The organism is Georgenia sp. TF02-10, from assembly GCF_022759505.1.
Taxonomy (GTDB): domain Bacteria; phylum Actinomycetota; class Actinomycetes; order Actinomycetales; family Actinomycetaceae; genus TF02-10.
In genome coordinates this window covers 915,151-937,457 of sequence record NZ_CP094289.1, presented here as the reverse complement: position 1 = coordinate 937,457, position 22,307 = coordinate 915,151, and the positions used below count along the sequence as shown (strand labels likewise).

General features: G+C 69.8%; 24 protein-coding genes and 1 pseudogene. 23 read left to right on the top strand and 2 right to left on the bottom strand.

Features of this window, described 5'->3' with window-relative positions; translation table 11 throughout:
* Positions 1–36 precede the first annotated feature (36 nt).
* Entirely contained in the window at positions 37–309 is a 273-nt protein-coding gene (locus tag MF406_RS04245) for a hypothetical protein (protein WP_242896762.1), read from the top strand.
* A gap of 141 nt (positions 310–450) precedes the next feature.
* Here the strand turns inward: MF406_RS04245 and MF406_RS04240 are convergent, their stop codons facing one another.
* On the bottom strand, positions 451–696 hold the full coding sequence (locus MF406_RS04240) for a hypothetical protein (protein ID WP_242897941.1): 246 nt from the start codon (positions 694–696) through the stop codon (positions 451–453).
* Between the two features lie 30 nt (positions 697–726).
* On the opposite strand from MF406_RS04240, the gene MF406_RS04235 reads away from it, so the two are divergent.
* From MF406_RS04235 to MF406_RS04180, 12 genes and pseudogenes are all read left to right on the top strand, one after another.
* Positions 727–2,679 carry a heavy metal translocating P-type ATPase gene (locus tag MF406_RS04235; protein ID WP_371744594.1) on the top strand — a complete coding sequence of 651 codons (1,953 nt, stop codon included), beginning with the start codon at positions 727–729 and terminating at the stop codon, positions 2,677–2,679.
* Positions 2,680–2,726: 47 nt separating this feature from the next.
* Complete coding sequence (locus tag MF406_RS04230; RefSeq protein WP_022916728.1) at positions 2,727–3,041, top strand: metal-sensitive transcriptional regulator; 315 nt, start codon at positions 2,727–2,729, stop codon at positions 3,039–3,041.
* Between the two features lie 293 nt (positions 3,042–3,334).
* Positions 3,335–3,781 (top strand): annotated as a pseudogene (locus MF406_RS04225) (helix-turn-helix domain-containing protein); the annotation flags it as partial.
* Between the two features lie 233 nt (positions 3,782–4,014).
* The gene (locus tag MF406_RS04220) at positions 4,015–5,133 is read left to right on the top strand and encodes an ArdC-like ssDNA-binding domain-containing protein (protein WP_242896761.1); all 1,119 of its coding nucleotides are present in this window, start codon (positions 4,015–4,017) and stop codon (positions 5,131–5,133) included.
* Complete coding sequence (locus MF406_RS04215) at positions 5,130–6,077, top strand: bifunctional DNA primase/polymerase (protein ID WP_242896760.1); 948 nt, start codon at positions 5,130–5,132, stop codon at positions 6,075–6,077. Before MF406_RS04220 ends, MF406_RS04215 begins: the two co-directional genes overlap by 4 nt.
* Positions 6,074–6,871 carry a DUF2637 domain-containing protein gene (locus MF406_RS04210; protein ID WP_371744593.1) on the top strand — a complete coding sequence of 266 codons (798 nt, stop codon included), beginning with the start codon at positions 6,074–6,076 and terminating at the stop codon, positions 6,869–6,871. The genes MF406_RS04215 and MF406_RS04210 overlap by 4 nt, the downstream gene beginning before the upstream one ends.
* A complete protein-coding gene (locus MF406_RS04205) occupies positions 6,868–7,287 on the top strand; it encodes a hypothetical protein (RefSeq protein ID WP_242896758.1) in 420 nt (139 codons plus the stop codon). The genes MF406_RS04210 and MF406_RS04205 overlap by 4 nt, the downstream gene beginning before the upstream one ends.
* Before the next feature lie 87 nt (positions 7,288–7,374).
* A complete protein-coding gene (locus tag MF406_RS04200; protein WP_242896757.1) occupies positions 7,375–8,292 on the top strand; it encodes a hypothetical protein in 918 nt (305 codons plus the stop codon).
* Positions 8,292–9,302, top strand: a complete 1,011-nt coding sequence (locus MF406_RS04195; protein WP_242896756.1) for a ParB N-terminal domain-containing protein — start codon at positions 8,292–8,294, stop codon at positions 9,300–9,302. Before MF406_RS04200 ends, MF406_RS04195 begins: the two co-directional genes overlap by 1 nt.
* 40 nt (positions 9,303–9,342) lie before the next feature.
* Positions 9,343–10,038, top strand: coding sequence for a hypothetical protein (locus MF406_RS04190; RefSeq protein ID WP_242896755.1), 696 nt, complete (start codon positions 9,343–9,345; stop codon positions 10,036–10,038).
* Positions 10,039–10,051: 13 nt separating this feature from the next.
* Positions 10,052–11,713, top strand: coding sequence for a M23 family metallopeptidase (locus MF406_RS04185; protein ID WP_242896754.1), 1,662 nt, complete (start codon positions 10,052–10,054; stop codon positions 11,711–11,713).
* 5 nt (positions 11,714–11,718) lie between these two features.
* Complete coding sequence (locus MF406_RS04180) at positions 11,719–11,985, top strand: DUF6112 family protein (protein ID WP_166191903.1); 267 nt, start codon at positions 11,719–11,721, stop codon at positions 11,983–11,985.
* A gap of 3 nt (positions 11,986–11,988) precedes the next feature.
* On the opposite strand, the gene MF406_RS04175 is transcribed toward MF406_RS04180, so the two are convergent.
* Positions 11,989–12,594, bottom strand: coding sequence for a class I SAM-dependent methyltransferase (locus MF406_RS04175; protein WP_242896753.1), 606 nt, complete (start codon positions 12,592–12,594; stop codon positions 11,989–11,991).
* A gap of 89 nt (positions 12,595–12,683) precedes the next feature.
* Here MF406_RS04175 and MF406_RS04170 point away from each other — a divergent pair, with 89 nt between their 5' ends.
* The 10 genes from MF406_RS04170 (at position 12,684) to MF406_RS04125 (ending at position 22,252) form a co-directional block, all read left to right on the top strand.
* Positions 12,684–13,022: a DUF6112 family protein gene (locus tag MF406_RS04170; protein WP_166191909.1), complete on the top strand. Its 339-nt coding sequence runs from the start codon at positions 12,684–12,686 to the stop codon at positions 13,020–13,022.
* 39 nt (positions 13,023–13,061) lie between these two features.
* Positions 13,062–14,561 carry a conjugal transfer protein TrbL gene (locus MF406_RS04165; protein ID WP_242896752.1) on the top strand — a complete coding sequence of 500 codons (1,500 nt, stop codon included), beginning with the start codon at positions 13,062–13,064 and terminating at the stop codon, positions 14,559–14,561.
* Between the two features lie 7 nt (positions 14,562–14,568).
* On the top strand, positions 14,569–16,032 hold the full coding sequence (locus MF406_RS04160) for an SCO6880 family protein (protein ID WP_166191915.1): 1,464 nt from the start codon (positions 14,569–14,571) through the stop codon (positions 16,030–16,032).
* A 101-nt stretch (positions 16,033–16,133) separates the two neighbouring features.
* Positions 16,134–17,000, top strand: coding sequence for a hypothetical protein (locus MF406_RS04155; protein WP_242896751.1), 867 nt, complete (start codon positions 16,134–16,136; stop codon positions 16,998–17,000).
* Positions 16,997–18,484, top strand: coding sequence for an ATP-binding protein (locus MF406_RS04150; RefSeq protein ID WP_242896750.1), 1,488 nt, complete (start codon positions 16,997–16,999; stop codon positions 18,482–18,484). The genes MF406_RS04155 and MF406_RS04150 overlap by 4 nt, the downstream gene beginning before the upstream one ends.
* The gene (locus tag MF406_RS04145; protein WP_242896749.1) at positions 18,484–19,056 is read left to right on the top strand and encodes a hypothetical protein; all 573 of its coding nucleotides are present in this window, start codon (positions 18,484–18,486) and stop codon (positions 19,054–19,056) included. The genes MF406_RS04150 and MF406_RS04145 overlap by 1 nt, the downstream gene beginning before the upstream one ends.
* On the top strand, positions 19,053–20,834 hold the full coding sequence (locus MF406_RS04140; RefSeq protein WP_242896748.1) for a type IV secretory system conjugative DNA transfer family protein: 1,782 nt from the start codon (positions 19,053–19,055) through the stop codon (positions 20,832–20,834). The genes MF406_RS04145 and MF406_RS04140 overlap by 4 nt, the downstream gene beginning before the upstream one ends.
* 89 nt (positions 20,835–20,923) lie before the next feature.
* The gene (locus MF406_RS04135; RefSeq protein ID WP_242896747.1) at positions 20,924–21,367 is read left to right on the top strand and encodes a single-stranded DNA-binding protein; all 444 of its coding nucleotides are present in this window, start codon (positions 20,924–20,926) and stop codon (positions 21,365–21,367) included.
* A gap of 19 nt (positions 21,368–21,386) precedes the next feature.
* On the top strand, positions 21,387–22,010 hold the full coding sequence (locus tag MF406_RS04130; protein ID WP_100463445.1) for a hypothetical protein: 624 nt from the start codon (positions 21,387–21,389) through the stop codon (positions 22,008–22,010).
* Complete coding sequence (locus MF406_RS04125; RefSeq protein WP_100463444.1) at positions 22,010–22,252, top strand: hypothetical protein; 243 nt, start codon at positions 22,010–22,012, stop codon at positions 22,250–22,252. The genes MF406_RS04130 and MF406_RS04125 overlap by 1 nt, the downstream gene beginning before the upstream one ends.
* Positions 22,253–22,307 lie beyond the last annotated feature (55 nt).

The following is a 22,307-nucleotide window of genomic DNA, read 5'->3' as shown; positions in this document are numbered from 1 at the left end:
CCATCTGTCATCACCCAACGAGAAAGGACACACCTGATGACTGCACATGAGAACCTCAACCTCACTGACACCTCGGACTCCGCGGGAGGAAGCTGCTGCGGCCACGCGCCCAGCACCGACTCCGACGCGCAGATCCCTGCCGCAGACATGGCCGAGTGCCCGGTCATGGTCGGCACCCCCGTCGTGAAGGCCGAGGCCGAAGCCGCCGGCCTCTTCCGCGACTACAAGGGTGAGCGGTACTGGCTGTGCTGCGGTTCCTGCGGGCCGCTCTTCGACGCCGACCCCGACCGGTACGTGGACGCCGCCTAACACCCCGCGAGCGAGGAACCCGGCTCGTGCGGTGCACAACCGAAGACGAGCCGGGGTTCCCCCTCACTCGCCACATACCCGTACCGGGTAACAGATAGGAGCATCACGATGCGCCCCGACCACCACCGCACGCAGACATCGTCAGCGGCACACGAGGAACACGCAGGCCATCCCGGGACGCACCCGGGCCATACCGATCACAGCGCCGAGCACGCCGTCAGCGAGGGCCACACCGACCACCACCACGAGCACTCCGACCACGCCGGCAGGGACCATGAGCCTGCACACCGCGAGAAGCACGTCGACCACCAGGATCATCACGGTCAAGCCGGCCAGCACCACGCCGGGCACGAAGACCACGGCGGACACGCCGGCCACGGCGACCACGTCGGGCAGTTCAGGCGACTGTTCTGGATCATGCTCGTCCTGGCCATCCCGGTGGTGGGGTTCAACGAGATGTTCGCCGACCTCCTGGGCTACCAGCTCCCCGACGCCGGATGGGTGTGGTGGGTCTCCCCGGTCCTGGGCACCGTGATGTATCTCTGGGGCGGCCGGCCGTTCCTGACCGGCGCGGTCGCTGAGATCCGGGCCCGTCAGCCCGGCATGATGCTGCTCATCGGCCTGGCGATCACCGTGGCGTTCATCGCCTCCTGGGGCGCCAGCCTGGGCTTGCTGGATCATCAGCTGAACTTCTGGTGGGAACTGGCGCTGCTGGTGGTCATCATGCTGCTGGGCCACTGGATCGAGATGCGCTCCCTGGCACAGACCACCTCCGCGCTCGATTCCTTGGCGGCCCTGCTACCCGACGAGGCCGAAAAGGTCGACGGCGACGACGTGGTCAAAGTCGCTCCGGCCGACCTCGCGGTCGGTGACATCGTCATCGTGCGCCCCGGCGCCTCTGTGCCCGCCGACGGCAGGATCACCGACGGCTCGGCCAGCATGGACGAATCCATGGTCACCGGCGAATCCAAGTCCGTCCGACGCGAGACCGGTGAGCAGGTGGTCGCCGGCACGGTGGCCACTGATTCAGGCTTGCGGGTCGAGGTCACCGCCATCGGCGAGGACACCGCCCTGGCAGGTATCCAGAAACTGGTGGCCGACGCGCAAGCATCGTCCTCGCGCGCCCAGCGCATCGCCGACACGGCGGCGGCCTGGTTGTTCTGGTTCGCACTCGGCGCAGCCGCGATCACCGCCGTGATCTGGAGTGTTCTGGGGATGCCGGATGCGGCGGTGGTGCGCACGATCACCGTGCTGGTGATCGCCTGCCCGCACGCGCTGGGACTGGCGATCCCGCTGGTGGTCTCGATCGCCACCGAACGCGCCGCCCGCGGCGGAGTGCTGGTCAAGGACCGCCTCGCGCTGGAGTCGATGCGAACAGTGGACACCGTCCTGTTCGACAAGACCGGCACCTTGACCAAGGGCGAGCCCACCGTCACCGGGATCGAACCGATCGAGGGACACACCGAAGACGAGGTGCTGGCTCTGGCCGCAGCGGCCGAGACCGACAGCGAGCACCCGCTCGCCAGGGCCGTGGTCGGGGCGGCGCGCGCCCGTGAGCTGGACGTGTCCAAGGCGACCGACTTCTCCTCCTCGCCGGCAGTTGGAGTGAAGGCGACAGTGGGCGGCACGGTGGTCGAGGTCGGCGGCCCCTACCTCCTCGACGAGCATGGCCTCGACGAACTCCCCGTCGCCGATCAGTGGCGCACCGAGGGTGCGATCATCCTCCACATCCTCTCCGACGGTCAGGTGATCGGTGCCCTGCGGTTGGCCGATGAGATCCGGTCGGAGTCCCGTGACGCCGTCGACGCGCTCCACGCCGCCGGCGCGCAGGTCGTCATGATCACCGGCGACGCCCAGGCGGTGGCCGACACCGTCGCGAACGAACTCGGCATCGACCGAGTCTTCGCCGGGGTCCGGCCCGAGGACAAGGCCGCCAAGGTCGCCGAACTCCAGCACGAGGGCCGCAAGGTGGCCATGGTCGGCGATGGAGTCAACGACGCTCCGGCCCTGGCCCAGGCCGATGTCGGCATCGCCATCGGCGCCGGCACCGACGTGGCCATCGGCTCCGCCGGAGTCATCCTGGCCAGCTCGGACCCGCGTTCGGTGCTCTCGGTCATCGACCTCTCTCGGGCCTCGTACCGGAAGATGAAGCAGAACCTCTGGTGGGCTGCCGGCTACAACCTCATCTCCGTCCCGATGGCAGCCGGCGTCCTCGCACCGATCGGATTCGTTCTGCCGATGAGCGTTGGCGCGATCCTGATGTCCGCCTCGACCGTGGTGGTCGCGCTCAACGCCCAGTTGCTGCGCCGGCTCGACCTGACGCCTGAGGCCAGCACGGCCAAGACCCTTGACCGCGCGGCAACCAGATAAGCACTGTCCCCTCCCGGAGCGGACACCATACAAACAGGAGAAATACGATGGAAACCATCACCACGCCAACGGCCGAAGCCAGCCACGGCTACATCAATGACAAGGACCGCTACCTGGCTCGTCTCAAGCGCATCGAGGGCCAGGCACGCGGCATCCACCGAATGATCGATGAGGACACCTACTGCATCGACATTCTCACCCAGATCAGCGCCCTGACTTCCGCCCTGGAGAACGTCGCCCTCGGCTTGCTCGACGACCATCTCAAGCACTGCGTCGTGGACGCCGCCAAGGCTGGCGGGCCACAGGCCGAGGAGAAGATCAAGGAAGCCTCCGACGCCATCGCTCGACTGGTCAAGTCGTAAGGGACCACGGTCGCATGCGCTCTTCAAACATCATCGTCAGGGCATTGTCACTTGCCACGGAAATCGTGACCTTCCGCGCCTCAACTTCTGGCGACGCGAGCTGGCGGGCCTCCAGCACCACGGGACGCACTCAGTGGGTGTTGGAAGTCACCATTCGCGCCGTGAAAGCCTGCTGCTGAGGCCAGCCTCGGCGCCCGCCCGTGAGGCATCCCGGCATCCCATACGTGTCCCGCGTCAGGGGAACCGGAAGCGCTGGCCGTCAGGACGAGTCGCAGCTCCGGTGAGTCGAGATGGCGGCCCTCGATACGCTCGATCTCGACCACGTGAGAACAACCGCGACGCGGCGATCGCCAACACAACGCCAATCGATGCGACCCAGCCTCCCACGCCACCGCAGGTTCGCGCCCCTACGGGCCGAGGCCCAGGCCGCTGCCGACCTGCTGCGCGCTGACCATGCGCGCCGATGGACGTTGCGAGAACTTGCCGGCGCCGTGCACCTCTCCCCATCCCAGCTCGGGCGCGTGTTCGTCGATGCCTACGGTAAGACCCCGATGACGTACCTGACCACGCTACGGGCCGAGCACCTGGCCCGGGTGCTGCGCGAGACCGACCTGCCCATCGAACAGGCCATGGCCGAGGTTGGATGGCACAGCCGCGGCCACGCCGCCCGTCTGTTCCGCCAGGCCGTCGGGCTCACGCCCACCCGCTACCGCGAACGTAGCCGACACTCCCGCGCCTGATCGGATGATTCGCATTAGCGCATTTTCGATACGCGTATCGGCATCATCGGCCCTTCTCGGCCCACTGCCGAGTTTCCAGTTGGTAGTCCGGTAAGGACTCGTCGGGTTTATCACTTGTGCCTGACGGTCACCGCGTCGTTGTCCGTCTCGTCCGTGCTGGTGATCCCGGCGTACCTGGGGGTTACCGAGCCTGTTCGGCTCGGTGTCCAGGGTAGCGGGAGGAGACGGCGACGATGGCCACGACACGGGAAAACTCTCAGGCGGCGCGGGAGGCGAAGCTCGACGAGCTGCACGAGAAGCTGACCGGCGCCGTCGAGCGGCTGGTCTCTGGGGAGGACTGGGCGCGAGCGCTCGCGTTCGCGGCACGGTTCAGGGCCAGATCGTTCTCGAACACGCTGCTGATCTGGGCTCAGCACCAAGCCGCCTACGAGGCGGGCCGGGTACCGGAGCCGATGCCCTCCTATGTGGCCGGGTACCGGCAGTGGCAGACCCTGGGCAGGCAGGTCGAGAAGGGACAAGCTGGCTACCAGATTCTCGCCCCGGTCACCGGCCGGTTCGCCTCCTCGAACCCAGCAGATGCGGAGTCGTGGCGGCGCCTCGGCAAGGGAGAGAAGCCCCGGCCAGGCGAAGTGGTCAGGTCGAAGATGATCACCGCCAAGCCTGCCTACGTGTGGGACGCCTCCCAGACCTCCGGGGGGCCAATCCCGGAGCCGCCGGCGCCGACGCTGCTGGAAGGCGAAGCCCCCACCGGTCTGTGGGACGGGCTGGCCGACCACGTGCGCGCGCAGGGGTTTGCGGTGCTGCGGGTGCCGCACGAGGGCCTGATCCACGGCGCCAACGGCGTCACCGATTACACCGCGAAGACGGTGACGGTCAGGGAGAACATGGACCCCGCCGCGCAGGTGAAGACCCTCGCCCACGAACTGGGTCACGTCCTGCTGCACGGCCCCGACAACGACGATGCGCGTCAGCATCGGGGCATCGGAGAGGTCGAGGCGGAATCGGTCGCGCTGATGATCGGCGCCGCCCACGGCATGGACACCTCCGGCTACACGATCCCCTACGTCTCCACGTGGGCCGCGCGGGTGGACGGCAAAGAGCCCGGCGAGATCGTCAAAGCCACCGGGGAGCGGGTCCGCAAGACGGCCCTTGCGATCCTGGAACGGCTCGACACCGCACAGGTGACCGACGGCGCCCCGCCCGGCCTGGACCGCGACGCACCACAGCGCGCGGAGACCTCCCGCCCGCAACCGACCCACGAGACCCCGGCGTCGCGCCGAGTTACGCCGCTGCCCGAGCCCGAAACTCGAACGGTCACCGCATCCTCCACGACCCAGGCGAGGGCATTGTGACGGCCGCGGTGGACGCTGTCGCCAGCGTGCTGATCCGCATCGCCGGCCCGCGGCCGGTCTCGGTCGTGGCGGGGGAACTGGCCGCCGCCGGGGTGCCGGTCTTCCCGTGCCTGCCCGGCGGCAAGCGTCCCCTGACGACGCATGGTTTCCACGACGCCACCACCGACCTCGAACAGATCACGGCGTGGTGGCACACGCACCCGGAAGCGAACCTCGCCGTGCCCACCGGCGCGGCGTCCGGGCTGGTGGTGGTCGATGTCGACGTCCACGGGCCCGTCGACGGCTACCGGGCATTCGAGCGCGCCCACCGCGCGGGGCTGGTGTCGGGGTGGCAACTTCTCGTGGCGACGCCCTCGGCTGGGATGCACGCCTACTACCCGGCCACACCAGACCGGGAACAGCGGTCGTGGCAGGCAGCACGCGCCGGGATCGACTTCCGTGGTGACGGCGGGTACATCATCGTCCCACCCTCGACCGTATCCACCGCCGGCACAAGCGCCGGCTACCGAGTGCGGCGGATCAACAGCGGGGCGACGTCGGTGCTCGACTCCGACCGGCTGCGAGAGTTCCTCGACCCTCGGCCCGCGCCCTCTGCCACGTCGAGCCGGGGGGTGGAGCGGTCAGCGGATGTGTCGCGCCTGGCGGCGTGGGTCGCCGGCCGCGGCGAAGGAGAACGCAACCGAGGTCTGTTCTGGGCGGCCTGCCGCCTCGCCGAGAACGACATCCCGGCGCCGGAAGCTCTCGATGTGCTGACGGCCGCGGCCACGGAGGCGGGACTGGGTGAGCGAGAGATCACTGCGACCGTCCACTCGGCCTACCGCACCGTCCAACCCCGCCCCCAGACCTCCTCGCGGGTCCAGGACGGTTCGTCGCCGGCCATGGACGGGTGGTTCAGTCGGGACGGGACCGTGCGGGCGTCGCCTGCGGTGCGGGGGCTGTCATGACCGTCCATGCCAGCACCGGGCCGAGGAGTCGGCGATGGGCGGTGGTCACCGCGGTGGCCGGGACGGTGTTCATCGCCGCCGGCGCGTTCTGGCTGTCATTCACGGCGCTGGCCGATCTCGCCGCACGTTCCGGGGTCGGCGGCTCGCAGGCCTGGGCGTGGCCGCTGATCGTCGACGGCATCATCGTTGTCGCCACCGTCGCCGTCGTCGCGCTGGCCGGGCAACGCTCGGCGTGGTACCCGTGGGCGCTGCTGATCGGCGGCGCTGCCGTGTCGGTGACCGCCAACGCCCTCCACGCCGTCGTCGCCGCGGATGCCGATGTCCCAGGGGTGCTGGCCGCGGCCGTGGCCGCGGTGCCACCGGTGGTACTGCTGGCGATCACCCACCTGACGGTCATCCTCACCCGACCACAACGGATTACCGAGGCATCCGTGTCCCGCGACGACGCCGTGTCCAGTGACACGTCCGCGTCCGTCGAGGAACCCGGCTGGGGCCGGGTGCCGGCGTCGGAGTTGGGAGCGGGGCAACCGGCAGAGACCCAGGCGGTCGTCGCGTTGCCGGCGCCGACGCCGGAAGCGATCGACCCGGCATCGGCGCCCGAGAGCGCTGAACCGTCGGTCGACCCCCGGGCGGTCCTCACGGATAGGCGTGCCCGGGCAGCGGAGCTGCGCGGGCAGGGGTGGTCGAACAAGAAGATCGCCCGGGAACTGGGCGTGCATCCCTCCACCGTGGGCCGCTGGTTCACCGCGGCGCACCTTCCCGACAGCACCGATGTCGAGGAGGCGACCCCATGAGTTCCGAGCACGACCACGATCCCCGGCGGCCCGACGCCGACGAACCAGTACCCGAGCCGGTGAGCGCGCACCCGGCGGCGGAGTCGGTCGAGAAGTCCGAGGCACCGGACGCGGTCCGGGCCGCACGGGCCTCCCACCGACGCGGAGCCGGACGGCAGACACCGGCGGCGGAGACGAGGGGCGCGCGGGGTGTGGAGTGGGTGCGGCCCACGGACCTCATTGCCCGCCACGGGGCGGCCCTCGCCGGGCGGGGCATCGACTTCGAGGTCGAGCTGGCCCGCCGAACCCGCACCCCCATCACCGTTGGCGCCCAGCAACTGGGTGAGCGGGCACGCCGGCTGCCGCCCGTGTCGGCGTTCGGCCGCGGCAGCGCAGGGCAGGCCGCTGCGTCCCGGCCCGGTGTCGGGATGAGCTGAGGAGGGCGGTGACAAGCGATGCGGATACCAGCAGAAACGGAGCGTGGGGACGGCGTGTGCACCTGCTTGTCAGGAGGTGCCCTGCCCATGACCGAGAACACACACCCCACCACCACCCCAGCGGCAGCTGCTGACCGAGCGGACTTCACCACCGGTGAGGGCCTGCGCGCGCTGCTGCACCGGCTCCACCACGGCGGGCGGCGCGCCTGGCAGCACGATGCGCACGCGGCGGAGCTGATGGCCTTCACCGCGCAGAAGTATGCGCCGCTGGCGCGCAAGCACGGGCTGGACCCGTGGGAGGCCGCCTCGGCGGCGTTCGACGTGATGCGCACCCGGGCAGCCCGCGAGGCGCACGATCCGTGGGCGGTGGTCACGCACGCGGTGCGGATCACCTGCATCTTCGAAGAACGCGCCCGAGGACTGCTGTGCTCGGTCCACCAAGCCCGCCGCCCCCACATCTCCGCCTTCCACGACCCAGAACGCTTCTCCGACCGCGAGACGCCGCTGGCCGACTACCATCCCGCGTTCCACGTCGCCGATCACCCCCAAGCCCCCGAGACGGCGCAGTCTTCGGCGCCGACGCACGCTCACACGTCGGCGGGCTCGGCTGTCGAGGACGCGATCGCGCTGTTCACGCTGCTGGACTGGCCTGCCGACATTGCCAGAGCCGCGGTGGAGCACGTGTGCGCCGCGCTCACTCGGGCCGGCACCCGGCAAGCAGCTTACGAGGCGTTGCGGCGCGACAAGCACGCCCGTGCCCTGCTGGACATCCCCGGCCGCTCCTGGACGACGCTGTTGAAGGCGCTGCTGGGTCACCCGCACCCCGCTTACAGTGCCACCGGCACCGGGCGCGGTGTGCTGCTGCGGTTACTGATCGGCGAGAGCCTGCCGGTGCTACTGCGCGACGACGACCTCGTCCTGTCGATCTCCCTCGCCGTCCCCACCCACCACCACCGTGTCGAGCGTGACGCCTATGGTGAGGCCTCACCCGGGGGTGAGTCCTGATGAGCGCCCGGGAAGGGTCCATCGAGCTGGAACGCAGCATCGAGTCGATCCGCGTCGGCCACAGGCACCGCACCGACCTGGGCGACATCGACGCCCTCGCCGCCTCCATCGCCCGCGACGGCCTGCTCCAACCGATCACCATCACCCTCGACAACGTGCTGGTATGTGGAGCCAGACGGTTGGCGGCCATCAAGCAGCTCGGCTGGAGAACCGTCAACGTGTGGGTCCGCTCCGGCATCTCCGACCGCCTCGGCCACCTCCTCGCCGAGCAGGACGACAACGTCCTGCACAAGCCCCTGACCCAGCTCGAAGCCGCCGCCCTGTACCGGGAACTCAAGCAGGTGATGGCCGAGGACGCGGCCCGCCGGCAGGCCGCCACCCGGTTCAGCGCCGAGCATCAGCCCCGAGACGACGGTGCGGGAAACTTTCCCGCACCGTCCGATCAGGGGCGGGCCAGTGAGCAGGCCGCCCGGATGATCCCCGGCGCGGCGTCCTACAAGACGCTGGACAAGATCAGCTACCTCCAGCAGATCGCCGCGGACCCCGCCCAACCCGACGACCTCCGCCACCAGGCCACCACCGCGCTGGAACGCATCGAGGCCGGCAACCCGGTCGACGCGCTCTACCGGGAGGTCCGGGAACAGGCCGAGGCCGCGCGCGGTGACCGCGACGCGGACCTGCACCAGCTCGCCGCCGACGCGCTGGCGCGCGTCAAGAACGCCGAGACGAAAAAGCGCACCCCGCGGCCCACACCAGCGGGTCGTCAGGGTGAGAGTGGGCCGGTGCCGTATCCGGTGCGGGCGTTCGTGCTCACCTGGAACGACCTGGCCGACTGGTGGACCCACTACGACCTCGACCAGCTCGCCGCCGAGCTGACCGACGAGCAGATCGACGCCTTCCTCGCCACCGCCGAAGGCACCAGCCGATTCGCCGTGGAGCTGCGTGCCGCGCGCGACCGGCTGCGCGGCGATGACCCGGCCCCGGGCCGCGGCCACCTGCGCGCCTTGTAGCCAACCCCGCTGGCGGGGCGTGTTCGTGCACCTGAGGGGCATGAAGACTCCCGACCTGTCCGATGCTCGCTCCCGACACCGCATGCTCGCGGTGCTCGCCGCCCTCGTGGCCGTCCTCGTGCTCACCGGGATCGGCGTCTACGGCCTGATCACCGGACCCCCCACCAGCACCGAGCCCGGCAGCGATGACAGCACCGCGCCGGAGCCAGTTGTCACCGTGCCCGCCGAGCCGGTGCCCACCACGACCCCCCGCCTGCCCGTGGTGCGGCCCTCCGCGGACCCCGAGACGTTCGCCGGCAACGTCGCCACGGCGCTGTTCAGCTGGGATACCGCCAGCGGGTTCATGCCCCTGGACTACACCTCCGTGATCCTCGCCGTGGGCGACCCCCCCGGTGCGGAGCAGGCCGGGCTCGCCGCCGACATCGCCACCTACCTCCCCTCCCGCGAAGCCTGGGTCGAACTGCGCCAGTACGCCACCACCCAACACCTGACCATCGACACCATCTACGTCCCCAACGCCTGGGATGAGGCCGTAGCGCAGGCCCAGCCGGGGCAACTCGCCGAGGGCACGATCGCGTACACGATCGAGGGCACCCGCCACCGCGAAGGGGTCTGGAACGACGAGACCGTCACCTCCGAGCACCCGGTGGCGTTCACCGTCTTCCTCGTCTGCGCACCGGCCTACGACACCTGCCATCTGCTGCGACTGTCCCAGCTCGACAACCCTCTGCGCTGAACGGGACGCTGTCGTGTTGAAGAAGCTCGGTATCGCCGCCCTAACTCTGGTGCTGCTCGGCCCCTCGCTCGGACTGATCGGGGTCGGCCTGGTAATGAACCCGGCCGCGTCCGCCACCTGCACCGTGACCGGCACGAACGTCACGATCGGTGACGTCCCTGAGTCGCTGACGGTGACCACCGCCAACGGGGAGACCTTCACGCTTAACAGCACCCAGTTAACCCATGCGGCCACCATCATCGAGGCCGGCTCCAGCATCGAGGGGGTGACCCGGGACGCGCTGGTCATCGCGCTGATGGCCGCACTCACCGAGTCCACCCTGCGGATGCTCGCCAACACCTCCGCGTATCCGGAGTCGGCGAACTATCCCAACGACGGGGACGGCTCCGACCACGACTCGCTCGGCCTGTTCCAAATGCGCCCCCAATCCGGGTGGGGCACCGTCGCCGACCTCATGGACCCGACCCACCAGGCGCGGGCGTTCTTCGGCGGACCCGAAGGACCGAACCACCCCTCACCGCGCGGGCTGCTGGACATCCCCGGCTGGGAACAGCTGGACACAGGAGAGGCCGCCCAAGCCGTCGAAGTCTCCGCCTACCCCGACCGCTACCGCAACTACGAGCCCGTCGCCGAGACCATCCTGACCACCCTCACCACCACCCCCGGCCCTGCTGCCAACTCGGCTGCGGCAACTGGCGGCGCCACGGTGCCAGCAGTGCAGCCGGTCGCGGCGGAGTCCTCCCGGGTGGTGTTCCCGGTGCCGGAAGGCACCTGGGTGCTCACCAGCGACTACGGGCCGAGGGTCCATCCGATCTCCGGGGAGAACTCGTTTCATACCGGCACCGACTTTGCCGCCCCCGACGGCACGCCGATCCTCGCCGCTGCCGATGGCACCGTCACCGTCGCGGAGTTCTCCGGCGGGTACGGCGGCCTCGTCGTCATCGAGCACCAGATCGCCGGGCAGACGGTGGCGACCGCGTACGGGCACATGTGGGAGCACGGCATCCACGTCACCGCCGGCGACCAGGTGAGCGCCGGGCAGCACATCGGCGACGTCGGCTCCTCCGGCAACAGCACCGGCCCGCACCTGCACTTCGAGGTCCGCCAAGGCGGCACCGACGGTGAGCACACCGACCCCGCCGCCTGGCTCAACAGTCACAGCGCCGCCAACCTGCCCGAACCAGAGACCGGCGCCCCCGCCGGCTGCCACCCCGGCACCACGCCACCCGGCAGTGAGCCGGACCCGATCGATGGGGACCCGGACGCGCTCGTGGACGACCCCACCTCCAATGGACAGATCACCGCCCGGATGCTGCACGTCTACACCCAGGGCATCGCGGCGTTCCCCGACACCTCCTGGGCGTGCTACTCACCCCGGCCCGGCACCAGCTCCGAGCACCCCCTCGGCCGCGCCTGTGACCTCACGTTCGGCAACGCCATCGGCCAGCACCCCACCCCCGGCCAGCTCGAAGCCGGGTGGGCCGTGACGAACTGGATGAAAGACCACGCCGAGGTCCTCGGCGTGGAATACCTGATCTGGCAAGGCCGCATCTGGTCCGCCGCCCGCGACGCAGAGGGGTGGCGTGACTACAACGGTGGCGGCATGCATGACCCCGACGACGTCACCGGCGGTCACTACGACCACCTCCACATCACCGTCCGGTCCGGGAGCTGAGCGGCATGGACGTGTTTCCCGACTTCGACGGGATCGGCGGGATCGGTGACCTGCGCGCGGTAATCGGGGCGCTGCTGACGTTCGTGCTCATCACGGCCGTGCTCATGCTCATCGTCTGCGCCATCGTCTGGGCGCTGGCCACTGCCAACGGTCACCATGCTGCGGCCAGCAAGGCGCGCACCGGCGCATGGACCGCCGTTGGCGCTGCGGTCCTCGCTGGGGGTGGGGTGGCGTGGATGAACTGGCTGATCGACCTCGGGCAGACGCTGTAAGCGTCACGACCGGAGGCGCTGGGCGATGAGGTCGCCATGTCGGCGCGCCCCCGGGTCGGTTCGGGTGTGGGTGGCGACCACGGTGAAACCAGCGTCCTCGATCACCGCGCGCAGCGCATCCGTGGGCCAAAAGTAGGCGGTGGTCACCGCGTGGTCAAACTCGGTGAGGTCAGCGCCGGCGAAGAAGCCCACTAGCAGGGTGCCGCCGGGACGCAGGGCACGGGCGAACTCGTCGAACACCGAACTGATGCGGGCGGGGTGGGCGTGAATCAGCGAGTACCACGCCAGGATGCCACCCACGCTGGCGTCGTCCACATCAAGCACCTCGGCCCGCCCGACCTGGACGGGAACATCGGGGAATCGGGCGCGGGCGTGGTCGATGAACTCCGGCACCGGATCGATCCCCGTCACCTCGACGCCGGCCTGGTGCAGAAAACCGGCCCAGTGCCCGGGCCCGCATCCGACATCCAGCACCGGCCCGTGGACGCTACGACCCCACGCCTCGATCAACTCCTGGTCTACCAGTGCCGTCGCATCGATCGACCCGAGCCGGGAGATGTACTCCCCGGCACGTCGCGCGTACGCCTCGCGCACCGTCTCGATCCTCACCCTGACCATCCTACGAACCCGGTATGACGACGTCCGTGCACCTGAAGAGCGAGAACCCCTGCCCTCGCGCGCCTAAGGAGCACCCCGCCATGACCGCCCTGACCCTGATCACCGACACCGCCACCACATTTGCCGCGCTGCCGGCCCTGGTACCGATGGATGTCGACATCTCCCCCAACGATGACGGCCTGCCCGGCATCGCCCAATTGCGCACCATCGTCGGCGCGGTGATGACCATCGGTCTGATCCTGTCCGTCCTCGCGCTGATCATCTCCGCCATCGTGTGGGGATTCGGCGCCAACTCCTCCAACCCGCACTTGGCGGGCCGCGGGAAGATGGGCGTCCTCGTCAGTTGCGGGGCCGCGGTGATCTGCGGTGCCTCGGTGACGTTGATCAACTTCTTCTGGGACGTCGGCCAGCAGGTCTGACACGACCGGCCGTCTCGACCCCGTGAAGGAGTGATTGCGGTGGGTGTGTGCGATATCCCCGTCATCTCGGCCGTGTGCGACACCGCCGGCGAAGCCGCCGCGAGCTTGGTCGCGGCCCCGTTCGACTGGCTCGCCCAGGCGATGGGTGCCGCCGCCGGCTGGCTGTTCGAGGCCGTCTGGGCGGTGTTCGACACCACCACCCTCGTCGACGTCACCCGGCCCGAGTACGTGGCGGTCTACAACCTGCTGTTCGGCATCGCCGTGTTCGTGATGCTGATCTTCTTCTGCCTCCAATTGATCACCGGCCTGGTCCGCCGTGACCCGACCGCTTTGTCTCGGGCCGCCCTCGGGTTGGCGAAGTCCGTGCTCGGGTCCTTCGTAGTGATCACGCTGACAGCGTTGCTGCTGGAGATCGTCGACCAGCTCTGTGTCGGGATCATCCAGGCCGCCGGAGAGACCACCGAGTCCATGGGCGACAAGATCACGCTGCTGGCCGCGGGCCTGGTCGGGATCAACATCGCCGCGCCCGGTGTGGGTGCGATCATCACGATCTTCCTCGCCGGCCTGGCGATCGCCGCCGCTGCCATCGTGTGGCTATCCCTCCTGATCAGGAAGGCGCTGTTGTTGGTGGCGATCGTGTTCGCACCCCTGGCGTTCTCCGGCGCGTCGTGGGACGCCAGCCGGGGGTGGATCGGGAAGTGGGCGATGTTCGTCATCGCGCTGATCTGCTCCAAGCTCGTCCTGGTCGTGATGTTCCTCGTCGCCGTCACGCAGGTGTCGGCACCGATCGATGCGGACCTGTCCTCGATCAGTGACCCGTTGGCGGGGATCGTGCTGATGGCGATGGCCGCGTTCGCCCCCTACCTGACGTACAAGTTCATCAGTTTCATCGGGTTCGACATGTACCACGCGATCGGTTCTGAACAAGACGCCAAGCAGGCCCTCAACCGGCCCGTCCCCACCCCCACGAAACCGGCCGGCGACGGCCCGAAGAAGGTCCTCGACGGCGGCACCAGCAGCGGCGGTAACGAGACCGGTGGCGGCGGCAGTGGGAGCGGTGGGGGCGGTGGAAAGACGCCGCGCCAGGCCAAGACCTCCACACCCCAGGCATCCGGGGGCAGTACCGGTGCCGCGGGAGGCGCTAGCTCCGCCGGTGGGTCCGCCGGAGCCAGCGCCAGCGGCGGCGCCGGAGCGGGAGCCGGTGCGGGAACTGCGGCGGCGGGACCGGCCGCGGCAGCGGTGATCGCCGCGAAGGTCGCCAAGGACGCGGCGACCGCCGGGCCGAAAGCCGGCACGGCCCTCGGCAACCAGGCCGAGACTGCCGCCGACGACGCCGGGCAAACCGGCACCACACCCCCTCCAGCGGCGTCCCCGACACCGTCCGCACCGACCACGAAGGCTCCACCTCCGACCGAGCCGAAGACACCGACAGCCGGTCCGGGCCCGGCACAACCTGAGCCGCGTGCGCTGAAGCCGGCCCCGCCGCCGGCGCCGAAGCCGACCGGTCCGCCAGCGCCAAAGTCGACCGGGAAGGACTGAGACGGCCATGACCTCAAAGCAGAAGGAGTCCGCCACGGAGCTGGTGCCGGTCAAGTTCTCCCGCCTCACCCGCCGCGGCATCCTCCTCGGCCTGTCGCTGGCCCAGCTGATCACCCTCGCCACCGGTGTCCTCGCCGTCGTCGGCGCCCTGTATGCCGGCGGTGGCATCCTGCTGGCCTACACCGCTCCCGTCTGGGTGCTCGCCGCCGCGCTGACGTGGATACCCGTCGCCGGGCGCCCGGCGGTGGAGTGGCTGCCGGTGGCGTGCTGGTGGCTGTGGCGCACCACCGCGGGCCAGCTGCTCTACCGGCGCCGCATCGTGGCACCCCGGCCGGTCGGCACGCTCGCGCTGCCCGGCGACATGGCCCGGTTGCGCGAGTACACCGACCCCGACACCGGCGCCGGGATGATCCACGACCCCCACGCCGCGACCCTCACCGTGGTGTGCGAGGTGACCCATCCGGCGTTCGTGCTCCTCGACCCGGGTGAGCAGGAACGCCGGGTCACCTCCTGGGGCCGGGTGCTGGCCACGGTGTGTCGCTCCGGGCGGGTCGCCACCCTCCAGGTCCTGGAACGGACGCTGCCGGACTCCGGCACCGGGCTGGCCGAATGGTGGGCCTCCCACGGCACCGCCGACGACACCTGGGCCGCGACCACGTACGCGGAACTGATCGAGCGTGCCGGGCCGGCCGGGGAACGGCACGCCACCACCCTGTCCCTGTCATTGGATATGAAGACCGCGGCGCGACAGATCAGGACCGCCGGTGGCGGCATCCGCGGAGCCGCTGCCGTGCTGCGTCAGGAGATGTCCACCCTGGTCGCGGCGCTGCGCTCCGCCGACCTGAAACCCTCCGGCTGGTTGAGCCCGGGACAGATCGCGGTGATCCTGCGCAGCGCGTACGACCCGGCGATCGCCGCGACTCTGGAGCGCCACGGCGAACTCGGCCAGCACCTCGCTACCGCCGGCCCCGTGGCCGTCACCGAGTCCTGGGCCCGGTTGCGCACCGACTCTGCCCACCACGCGGTGCTGTGGATCAGCGAGTGGCCGCGCTCGATGGTCTACCCCGGTTTCCTGTCTCCGGTGCTGCTGTCCACCGGCATCCAACGCTCGTTCTCGCTGCTGTGCACCCCAATGCGCTCGGACCAGGCCGCCCGGGACATCCGGAAGAAGAAGGTCGAGCACATCTCCGACCAAGCGCAGCGGGCGAAGATCGGGCAGATCGAAGACGCCACCCAGACCGCCGAGTACCACGACGTGCTCCAGCAGGAAGCCGACCTGACCGCCGGCCACGGGGTGCTGCGGTTCACCGGCCTCCTCAGCGTCTCCGCACCCACCGTCGAGGAACTGGACGCCGGGGTGGCCGCGATCGAGCAGGCCGCGATCCAAGCCTCCTGCGAGACCCGGCTGCTCGTGGGACAGCAGGCCGCCGCGTTCACCGCCGCGGCACTGCCGCTGTGCCGATGCATCTGACGCCCAGCACACACCGGCCCGTTGCGCGGTGGGGGCGCGCGTGCACCTGGCAGTCGACCCCGGATGCCCGGGGCTTTCGCGCTTGTCACAGGAGGCCGCTCATGCCCACGTATCACGACCCACTCCAGGATGCTGCCGAAGCATCCGAGGCGCTGCGCGGGCTCGCGCACGCCAGCCGGGTCTTCGACAACCCCGCCGACACCTACGGCGTGCTCGGTGACCTCCTCTCCAGGGTCCGGTCGCTGCGCCAGGTGCTCGACCAGCTCGGCTCCGCACATCTGGCTCATCGCGACCGCGCTCACGACGATGACGGTGACCACGCGATCGGTGCGGCCGAAGCCCTCGCCGCGGCAGACGACCTGCACCACGCCGGAACACTCCTCGATGGAGTCGAGGAGCGCGTCAATGCTGCGATGACCCATTCGGGACGCGTGGCCTGGCACGCTCCAGCCCACGAACTGGACCGGGAGGCAGTGTCCACCGAAGCACCGCGGCGCTGGATCAGCGTGGTCTTCCACCAAGGCGCCGAGGCCGACGAGGTGCTCGACCTCATCGACCGCGACGGCTCCGACGCGGCCATCGAGTACCTGCGCGGTTGGGACTACGGGGACGAGACCACCGACGCGGCACTGGAGAACGGGTACGTCTACGACGAACCACCCACCGGCCAGCTCGACCGGACGGTCACCGACGGTGACTACACCCTCACCTACAACCCGCTCATGGGCCACGTCAGCCTCCTACGCTCACATCCCGCCGCGATGTCCGACGCGGGCCTGGATGAGACCGACGTGGTGACCGCGCGAGAGGCCATCAGCGGCGTCGGGCCACTCGATGCAAGCACGCCAAGGTCCTCGGCGACACCCGCCTCCGCGCGGACGCAGGAGAGGCCGGCGGGCGTGGACCGGGACTGGTTCGCCGGTCCGACCCGCTCCCCGGGGTCGACTGGGCGGGGGCTGTCGCTATGAGCGCACGAGAGACCGAGCGGCTGCACGCCTCCGTCCTGGTCGCCCCGGCCGCTGAACGCCGCAGACTGCGCACACAACGCCGGCGGGCCGCCACAACACTGCGGGCCGAACAGCACCGCGCGGAGCAGGCTGCCGCGCGCGCGAAGGCCGACGCGGAACGCAGTGAACGGCGCGCGACCACGTACCTGCCTGCCGCCGGTGAGCCCGGCCCGGCGGCGCTGCGCACTCCAGGCAGGTTCCGGCTCCCACGCCATCAGGACACGTCGGCCACGTTGGCCGGGGCCTACCCGTTCGTCGCCGAAGGCGGCCTCGGCGCCGACGGGGTGTTCGTCGGTCAAGACCTCTACTCTGGCGGCTCGTTCGTCTACGACCCCTGGGTGCTCTACGCCCGCGGGATCATCACCGCCCCCAACGTGGTCCTTGCCGGGATCGTGGGCTCGGGCAAGTCCTCGCTGGCGAAATCGCTCTACACGCGGTCGCTGCCGTTCGGGCGCCGCGTCTACGTCCCCGGTGACCCGAAGGGCGAGCACACCGCCGTCGCCAATGCAGTCGGCGGACGGGCGATCGTCCTCGGCCACGGCCTGAGCACGAGACTCAACCCTCTCGATGAAGGTCACCGGTCCGCCGGGCTGTCGGATCGGGAGTGGGCCATCACGGTCGCCTCCCGCCGTCGCGACCTCATCGGTGCCCTGGCCGAGACCGTCCTGGCCCGCGGGTTGACGCCGTTGGAGCACACCGCGATCGACCTCGCCCTGACCGCAGTCGTCGCCCAGAACACTGTGCCGATCTTGCCGATGGTCGTCGACCGCATCCTCACCCCGGACGAGGCCGCCGACGGCAGGTTGGCCGAGGACGGACGGCTCGTCGGCCATGCCCTGCGCCGCCTGGTCGCCGGTGACCTCGCGGGCCTGTTCGACGGCCCCAGCACGGTCCGGTTCGACCCCAGCCTGCCGATGATCAGCCTCGACCTGTCCCGTGTCACCGAGAACAGCACATTGATCTCGGTGTTGATGACCTGCTCGTCGGCGTGGATGGAGTCCGCGCTGCTGGACCCCAACGGCGGGCAGCGGTGGGTGATCTACGACGAAGCGTGGCGGCTGATGTCCCACCCGGCCTTGTTGAAGCGGATGGACGCCCACTGGCGTCTCGCGCGGCATTACGGGATCGCGAACATGCTGATCTTCCACAAACTCTCCGACCTGGACAACGTCGGCGACGCCGGCTCCGCCATGCGATCCCTCGCCAACAGTCTGCTGGCCAATGCCGAGACCCGGATCGTCTACCGGCAGGAATCCGACCAGCTCGGCCCCACCGCCCAAGCGCTTGGCCTGACCGGCACCGAGCAGAAGCTCCTCCCGGGCCTGGGTGTCGGGCAGGGGCTGTGGCGGATCAAGGATCGGGCCTTCGTCACCCAGCACCAGCTCCATCCCGCCGAACTGGCACTGTTCGACACCAGCTCGCGACTGACCTCAGGGGTGAAGTGATGACCCGCAAAACGCGCCGCACGAATCGGCCGGAACCGGAGGAGACGCCGGTCGTGCTGCCGCACGCGGTCATCAGCGTCACCGAGACCGGCGCCCTGGACGTCACCATCGACGGCACCGACCTGCCACCCCCGGAGGGTGAAGCGTGGACGCGAAGCACCTTCGGGCCCCTGCTGGATCTGCTCACCCGGGACCGGACCATCACAGTGCGCATCGAAGTGCACGAGAATGACGGGAGCGTGTTCACCGACGTGATCCGCGCCCATCGCCGCACCAGGCCCGAACCGTCAGAGATCGAGGCGCAGCCCGAGGCGGAGGACGAACGGACCACGCAGTTCACGAGCAGAAGCAAGCGGCGGCCGGACCTGGTCGAAGTGAGCGGCGAGGGGTTCGTGCCCGGTGAGGACGTCGCCGTCGCGGTCATCGTTTCCCACACCGACGCGACCGACACTGGTCATGCCCGCACGCTGCTGGACCGCGGTCGGCTTCGGCCGCTGCTGCCCGATGGCGGCGGCGAGGTGATGCTGTTCGGCCGCATCTCGGGCACGATCCACGTGCGGCGGCTGCCGTGAGCACCCCCTCCGGGCGGCAGGCCGGGTCGTTCGGTGACGAGCTGACCAACGCCGCGCTGATCGCCCTGGTGGGGATGTTCGGGATCGCGCTCATCCTCCGCGCCTCCGGGTCCGTAGCCGCGTTCCTCACCGGCACACCCCAACCCGAGGCTGGCCCCGCGTCCGGGCTCGGAGTGCTGTTCAACCCCAGCAACCCGGCGGGCGCGCTCGGGGCCGACGGGCTGTCTCCGGTCGCCTATTGGACTGTCACCGGGTTGCTCCTGGCGGGACTCGCCAGCGGTATCGGATGGGCGTGGGTGCGGCTGCGCCGCCATTCCCGCAGGGTCGAGGCCGACCCGCGCCGCCTTGCCGGCACCGCCACGGCCCATGAAGTCGCCCAGACCGCGTCCGCGAAGGCGCTGCTCCGCAGGGTCGCGACACTGCGCCCATCCCTCGATAAACCCGCACCCGGTGATGTCGGGTATCGGATCGGCGCGTCCAAGGGACGCGAGGTGTGGGCGTCGGTGGAGGACTCCATCCTGCTCATCGGCCCCCCGCGCTCGGGCAAGGGCCTGCACATCGTCATCCCCGCGATCCTCGACGCGCCCGGCGCCGTCGTCACCACCAGCACGCGGCCGGACAACCTCACCGCTACCCTCCGCGCCAGACAGCGCCTCGGCCCCGTGGCGGTGTTCGACCCCCAACACCTCGCCGAGGGCATCCCCGCCGGGATGCGCTGGTCACCGATCCGCGGGTGTCAGGACCCGCTCACGGCAATGATCCGCGCCACCGGCCTCTCGGCCGCGACCGGCCTGTCCGCTGGCGGGGTCGAATCCGGCGGCTTCTGGGAAGGCAAGACCCGCACCGCCCTCCAAGCACTCCTGCACGCCGCAGCCCTCGACCACCGCCCACCGGCCGAGCTGTTCCGCTGGACCCTCGACCCCTCCGCCGCCGCCGAAGCCGTCGCGATCCTCACCAACAACACGCAGGCAGCCACCGGGTGGGCAGACTCCCTCGGAGCGATGATCGACGCCGACCCCAAGACCCGGGATTCGATTTGGCAGGGCGTCGCCCTGGCCCTCGGCGCACTGGCCGATCCGCGTGTCCTGGACGCAGTCTCGCCCGGGCCCGGTGAGAGCTTCGACCCCGAAACCTTTATCCGCGACCGCGGCACGCTCTACCTGCTCGCCACCGGCGCGGGCGCCGGGGCATCCGCCGCCATGGTGGCTGCGTTTGTCGAGGACCTGATCGAGACCGCCCGCCGGATCGCCGCTCGCTCACCCGGCGCCCGCCTCGATCCGCCCCTGCTGCTGGCGCTGGACGAGATCGGCAATCTCGCGCCCCTGCCGAGCTTGCCGACGTTGATGGCTGAGGGCGGTGGCACGGGCATCACGACCCTGCCTGTGTTGCAGTCATTGGCGCAGGCGCGCGACAAGTGGAACGACAATGCCGCCGGAGCGATCTGGGACGCCTCCATCGTCAAGGTCATCCTCGGCGGCACCTCCAACAGCCGCGACCTCCAAGACCTGAGCACCTTGATCGGGGAACGCGACGAGTACACCGACTCTGTGACCCTCGGCGATCACGGCACTCGCTCCAACCAACGCTCGGTGCGACGGGTGCCGATCCTTCCGCCGGACCGGATCAGGACCCTGCCGTTCGGCACCGGGGTCACCCTGCTGCGGGCCGCCCCACCCATCGTCACCGACCTACGGCCCTGGCCCTCCCGAGCCGACGCGGCTCAGTTGAAAGCCGACCGGGCCGAGATCGAGGCGCTGCTGCGTCGCCCTGGTTCCTGACCGGGGCGCGTGGAGGTGTGGCCTGCGCACCTGCCTGACATCAGCGGCTCCGATCAGCGGGGCCGCGTGAGTGCCAGGAGGACAGTCTGATGGCTATCCGCACCCAGGAGTCGTTCTCGGGGTTCATCGCCTCGGACCCGCAGCTCAGCCAGACCTCGAAGGGTGATCCTCGGTTCTACGCCCGTGTCGGCAAGGAGCACTTCCGTCGCGAGGACGATGGGTCGTTCACCCAGACCGAGACGACCTATCACCATCTGGTGATGTTCGGTCGTTCCGCCGAGCACGCGCATGCCCGGTTCGCCAAGGGCGACAACTTCATAGCCGAGGGCTACACCCGTGAGGTCAACTACGAACGAGGCGGCCAGGCGGTCGAGAGCGAGGAGTTCGTGGCCAAGAAGATGGGTCACGACGCCGCCCGTACCCGCTACGAGGTCGATCGCACCCCACGCCGTGCCGCAGAACGCGAAGCGCCAGGGTTCGAGCCGCCAGCCCGGCCGACCCAGGCACCACAGTCCACGGCCATCGGCCTGTGAACGCCGGGAGCCGATCATCATGACCGACCTCACGCCTGAACCCAGCCCGATCGACGGTGAGGGACCGGGGCTGGACGAACCGGATGTGTTCGACGGGCCGCCGCACGTCAGCGACGCCGATGTGCCCGAGACACCGCACCCGGTGAACTGGAACCTGTTGTCAGCGCATGATCTGGAACAGGAATGGCTCGCGTTGAACCGGTGGGTGGACTGGCTACGTCACACCTACGGACTCCCGGCCAGCGTGGTGCCGCCGTTCTGGCACCACCACCCCGAACTGCTCTGGGAACTATCCGCCCTGCATCTGCACTGGCTGGGCGCCTACGACCCCGAGCAGAACGCTTCCGCGGCGATCGGCTGGCATCGCGACTTCGCCGACGCCCGCGTCCGCCTCCGGGACTGGGCGTCCACATCGGGCACCCGGCTCGATCGTGACCGTCCCACCCGGCAGACCACCTGGCCCGGCGAAGACCCGGCACCGCCGGTGGAGGATGTGGTGATCGCCGACCGTGACGCCGAGTTCGTGCAGTTCGTTCAAACTCAGGTTCGCAAGCGTCAGGAGGCCGAGGATGAGTTCTACGCCAGCCTGGACGACGACCACGATATCGATGTCGACCCGGTGACCGGGGAGGTGCGGGACTGATGGGCGGCTATGTGAAGAAGACCGAACGGCGCCGGTACGAGGAGCGGTCGTTCTCGGTGCGCGCGGTCCACCGCGACCAAGCCGACCTGCACAAGCTCGCCGAGGTGCTGATCCGGCTGACCTTGCAGGAGACCGGCCGCAGCCGCGCCGACCGCCGCGCCGCCAAAGCACCAGAGACCTACCGTGACCCGGCCGCACCAACCGGCGAAACAGCGAGTGGCGCAGGGCCGTTGGTAGAATGAAATCAGCAAAGCCTCGCGCACGCGGGGTGTTGTGGTCCTAAACCCCGCCACTGGC

Coding starts and splice junctions, on each gene's coding strand:
- MF406_RS04245 (WP_242896762.1), top strand. CDS start 37: ATGACTGCACATGAGAACCTCAACCTCACTGACACCTCGGACTCCGCG.
- MF406_RS04235 (WP_371744594.1), top strand. CDS start 727: ATGCTCGTCCTGGCCATCCCGGTGGTGGGGTTCAACGAGATGTTCGCC.
- MF406_RS04230 (WP_022916728.1), top strand. CDS start 2,727: ATGGAAACCATCACCACGCCAACGGCCGAAGCCAGCCACGGCTACATC.
- MF406_RS04220 (WP_242896761.1), top strand. CDS start 4,015: ATGGCCACGACACGGGAAAACTCTCAGGCGGCGCGGGAGGCGAAGCTC.
- MF406_RS04210 (WP_371744593.1), top strand. CDS start 6,074: ATGACCGTCCATGCCAGCACCGGGCCGAGGAGTCGGCGATGGGCGGTG.
- MF406_RS04205 (WP_242896758.1), top strand. CDS start 6,868: ATGAGTTCCGAGCACGACCACGATCCCCGGCGGCCCGACGCCGACGAA.
- MF406_RS04200 (WP_242896757.1), top strand. CDS start 7,375: ATGACCGAGAACACACACCCCACCACCACCCCAGCGGCAGCTGCTGAC.
- MF406_RS04195 (WP_242896756.1), top strand. CDS start 8,292: ATGAGCGCCCGGGAAGGGTCCATCGAGCTGGAACGCAGCATCGAGTCG.
- MF406_RS04190 (WP_242896755.1), top strand. CDS start 9,343: ATGAAGACTCCCGACCTGTCCGATGCTCGCTCCCGACACCGCATGCTC.
- MF406_RS04180 (WP_166191903.1), top strand. CDS start 11,719: ATGGACGTGTTTCCCGACTTCGACGGGATCGGCGGGATCGGTGACCTG.
- MF406_RS04170 (WP_166191909.1), top strand. CDS start 12,684: ATGACCGCCCTGACCCTGATCACCGACACCGCCACCACATTTGCCGCG.
- MF406_RS04160 (WP_166191915.1), top strand. CDS start 14,569: ATGACCTCAAAGCAGAAGGAGTCCGCCACGGAGCTGGTGCCGGTCAAG.
- MF406_RS04155 (WP_242896751.1), top strand. CDS start 16,134: ATGCCCACGTATCACGACCCACTCCAGGATGCTGCCGAAGCATCCGAG.
- MF406_RS04150 (WP_242896750.1), top strand. CDS start 16,997: ATGAGCGCACGAGAGACCGAGCGGCTGCACGCCTCCGTCCTGGTCGCC.
- MF406_RS04145 (WP_242896749.1), top strand. CDS start 18,484: ATGACCCGCAAAACGCGCCGCACGAATCGGCCGGAACCGGAGGAGACG.
- MF406_RS04135 (WP_242896747.1), top strand. CDS start 20,924: ATGGCTATCCGCACCCAGGAGTCGTTCTCGGGGTTCATCGCCTCGGAC.
- MF406_RS04130 (WP_100463445.1), top strand. CDS start 21,387: ATGACCGACCTCACGCCTGAACCCAGCCCGATCGACGGTGAGGGACCG.
- MF406_RS04125 (WP_100463444.1), top strand. CDS start 22,010: ATGGGCGGCTATGTGAAGAAGACCGAACGGCGCCGGTACGAGGAGCGG.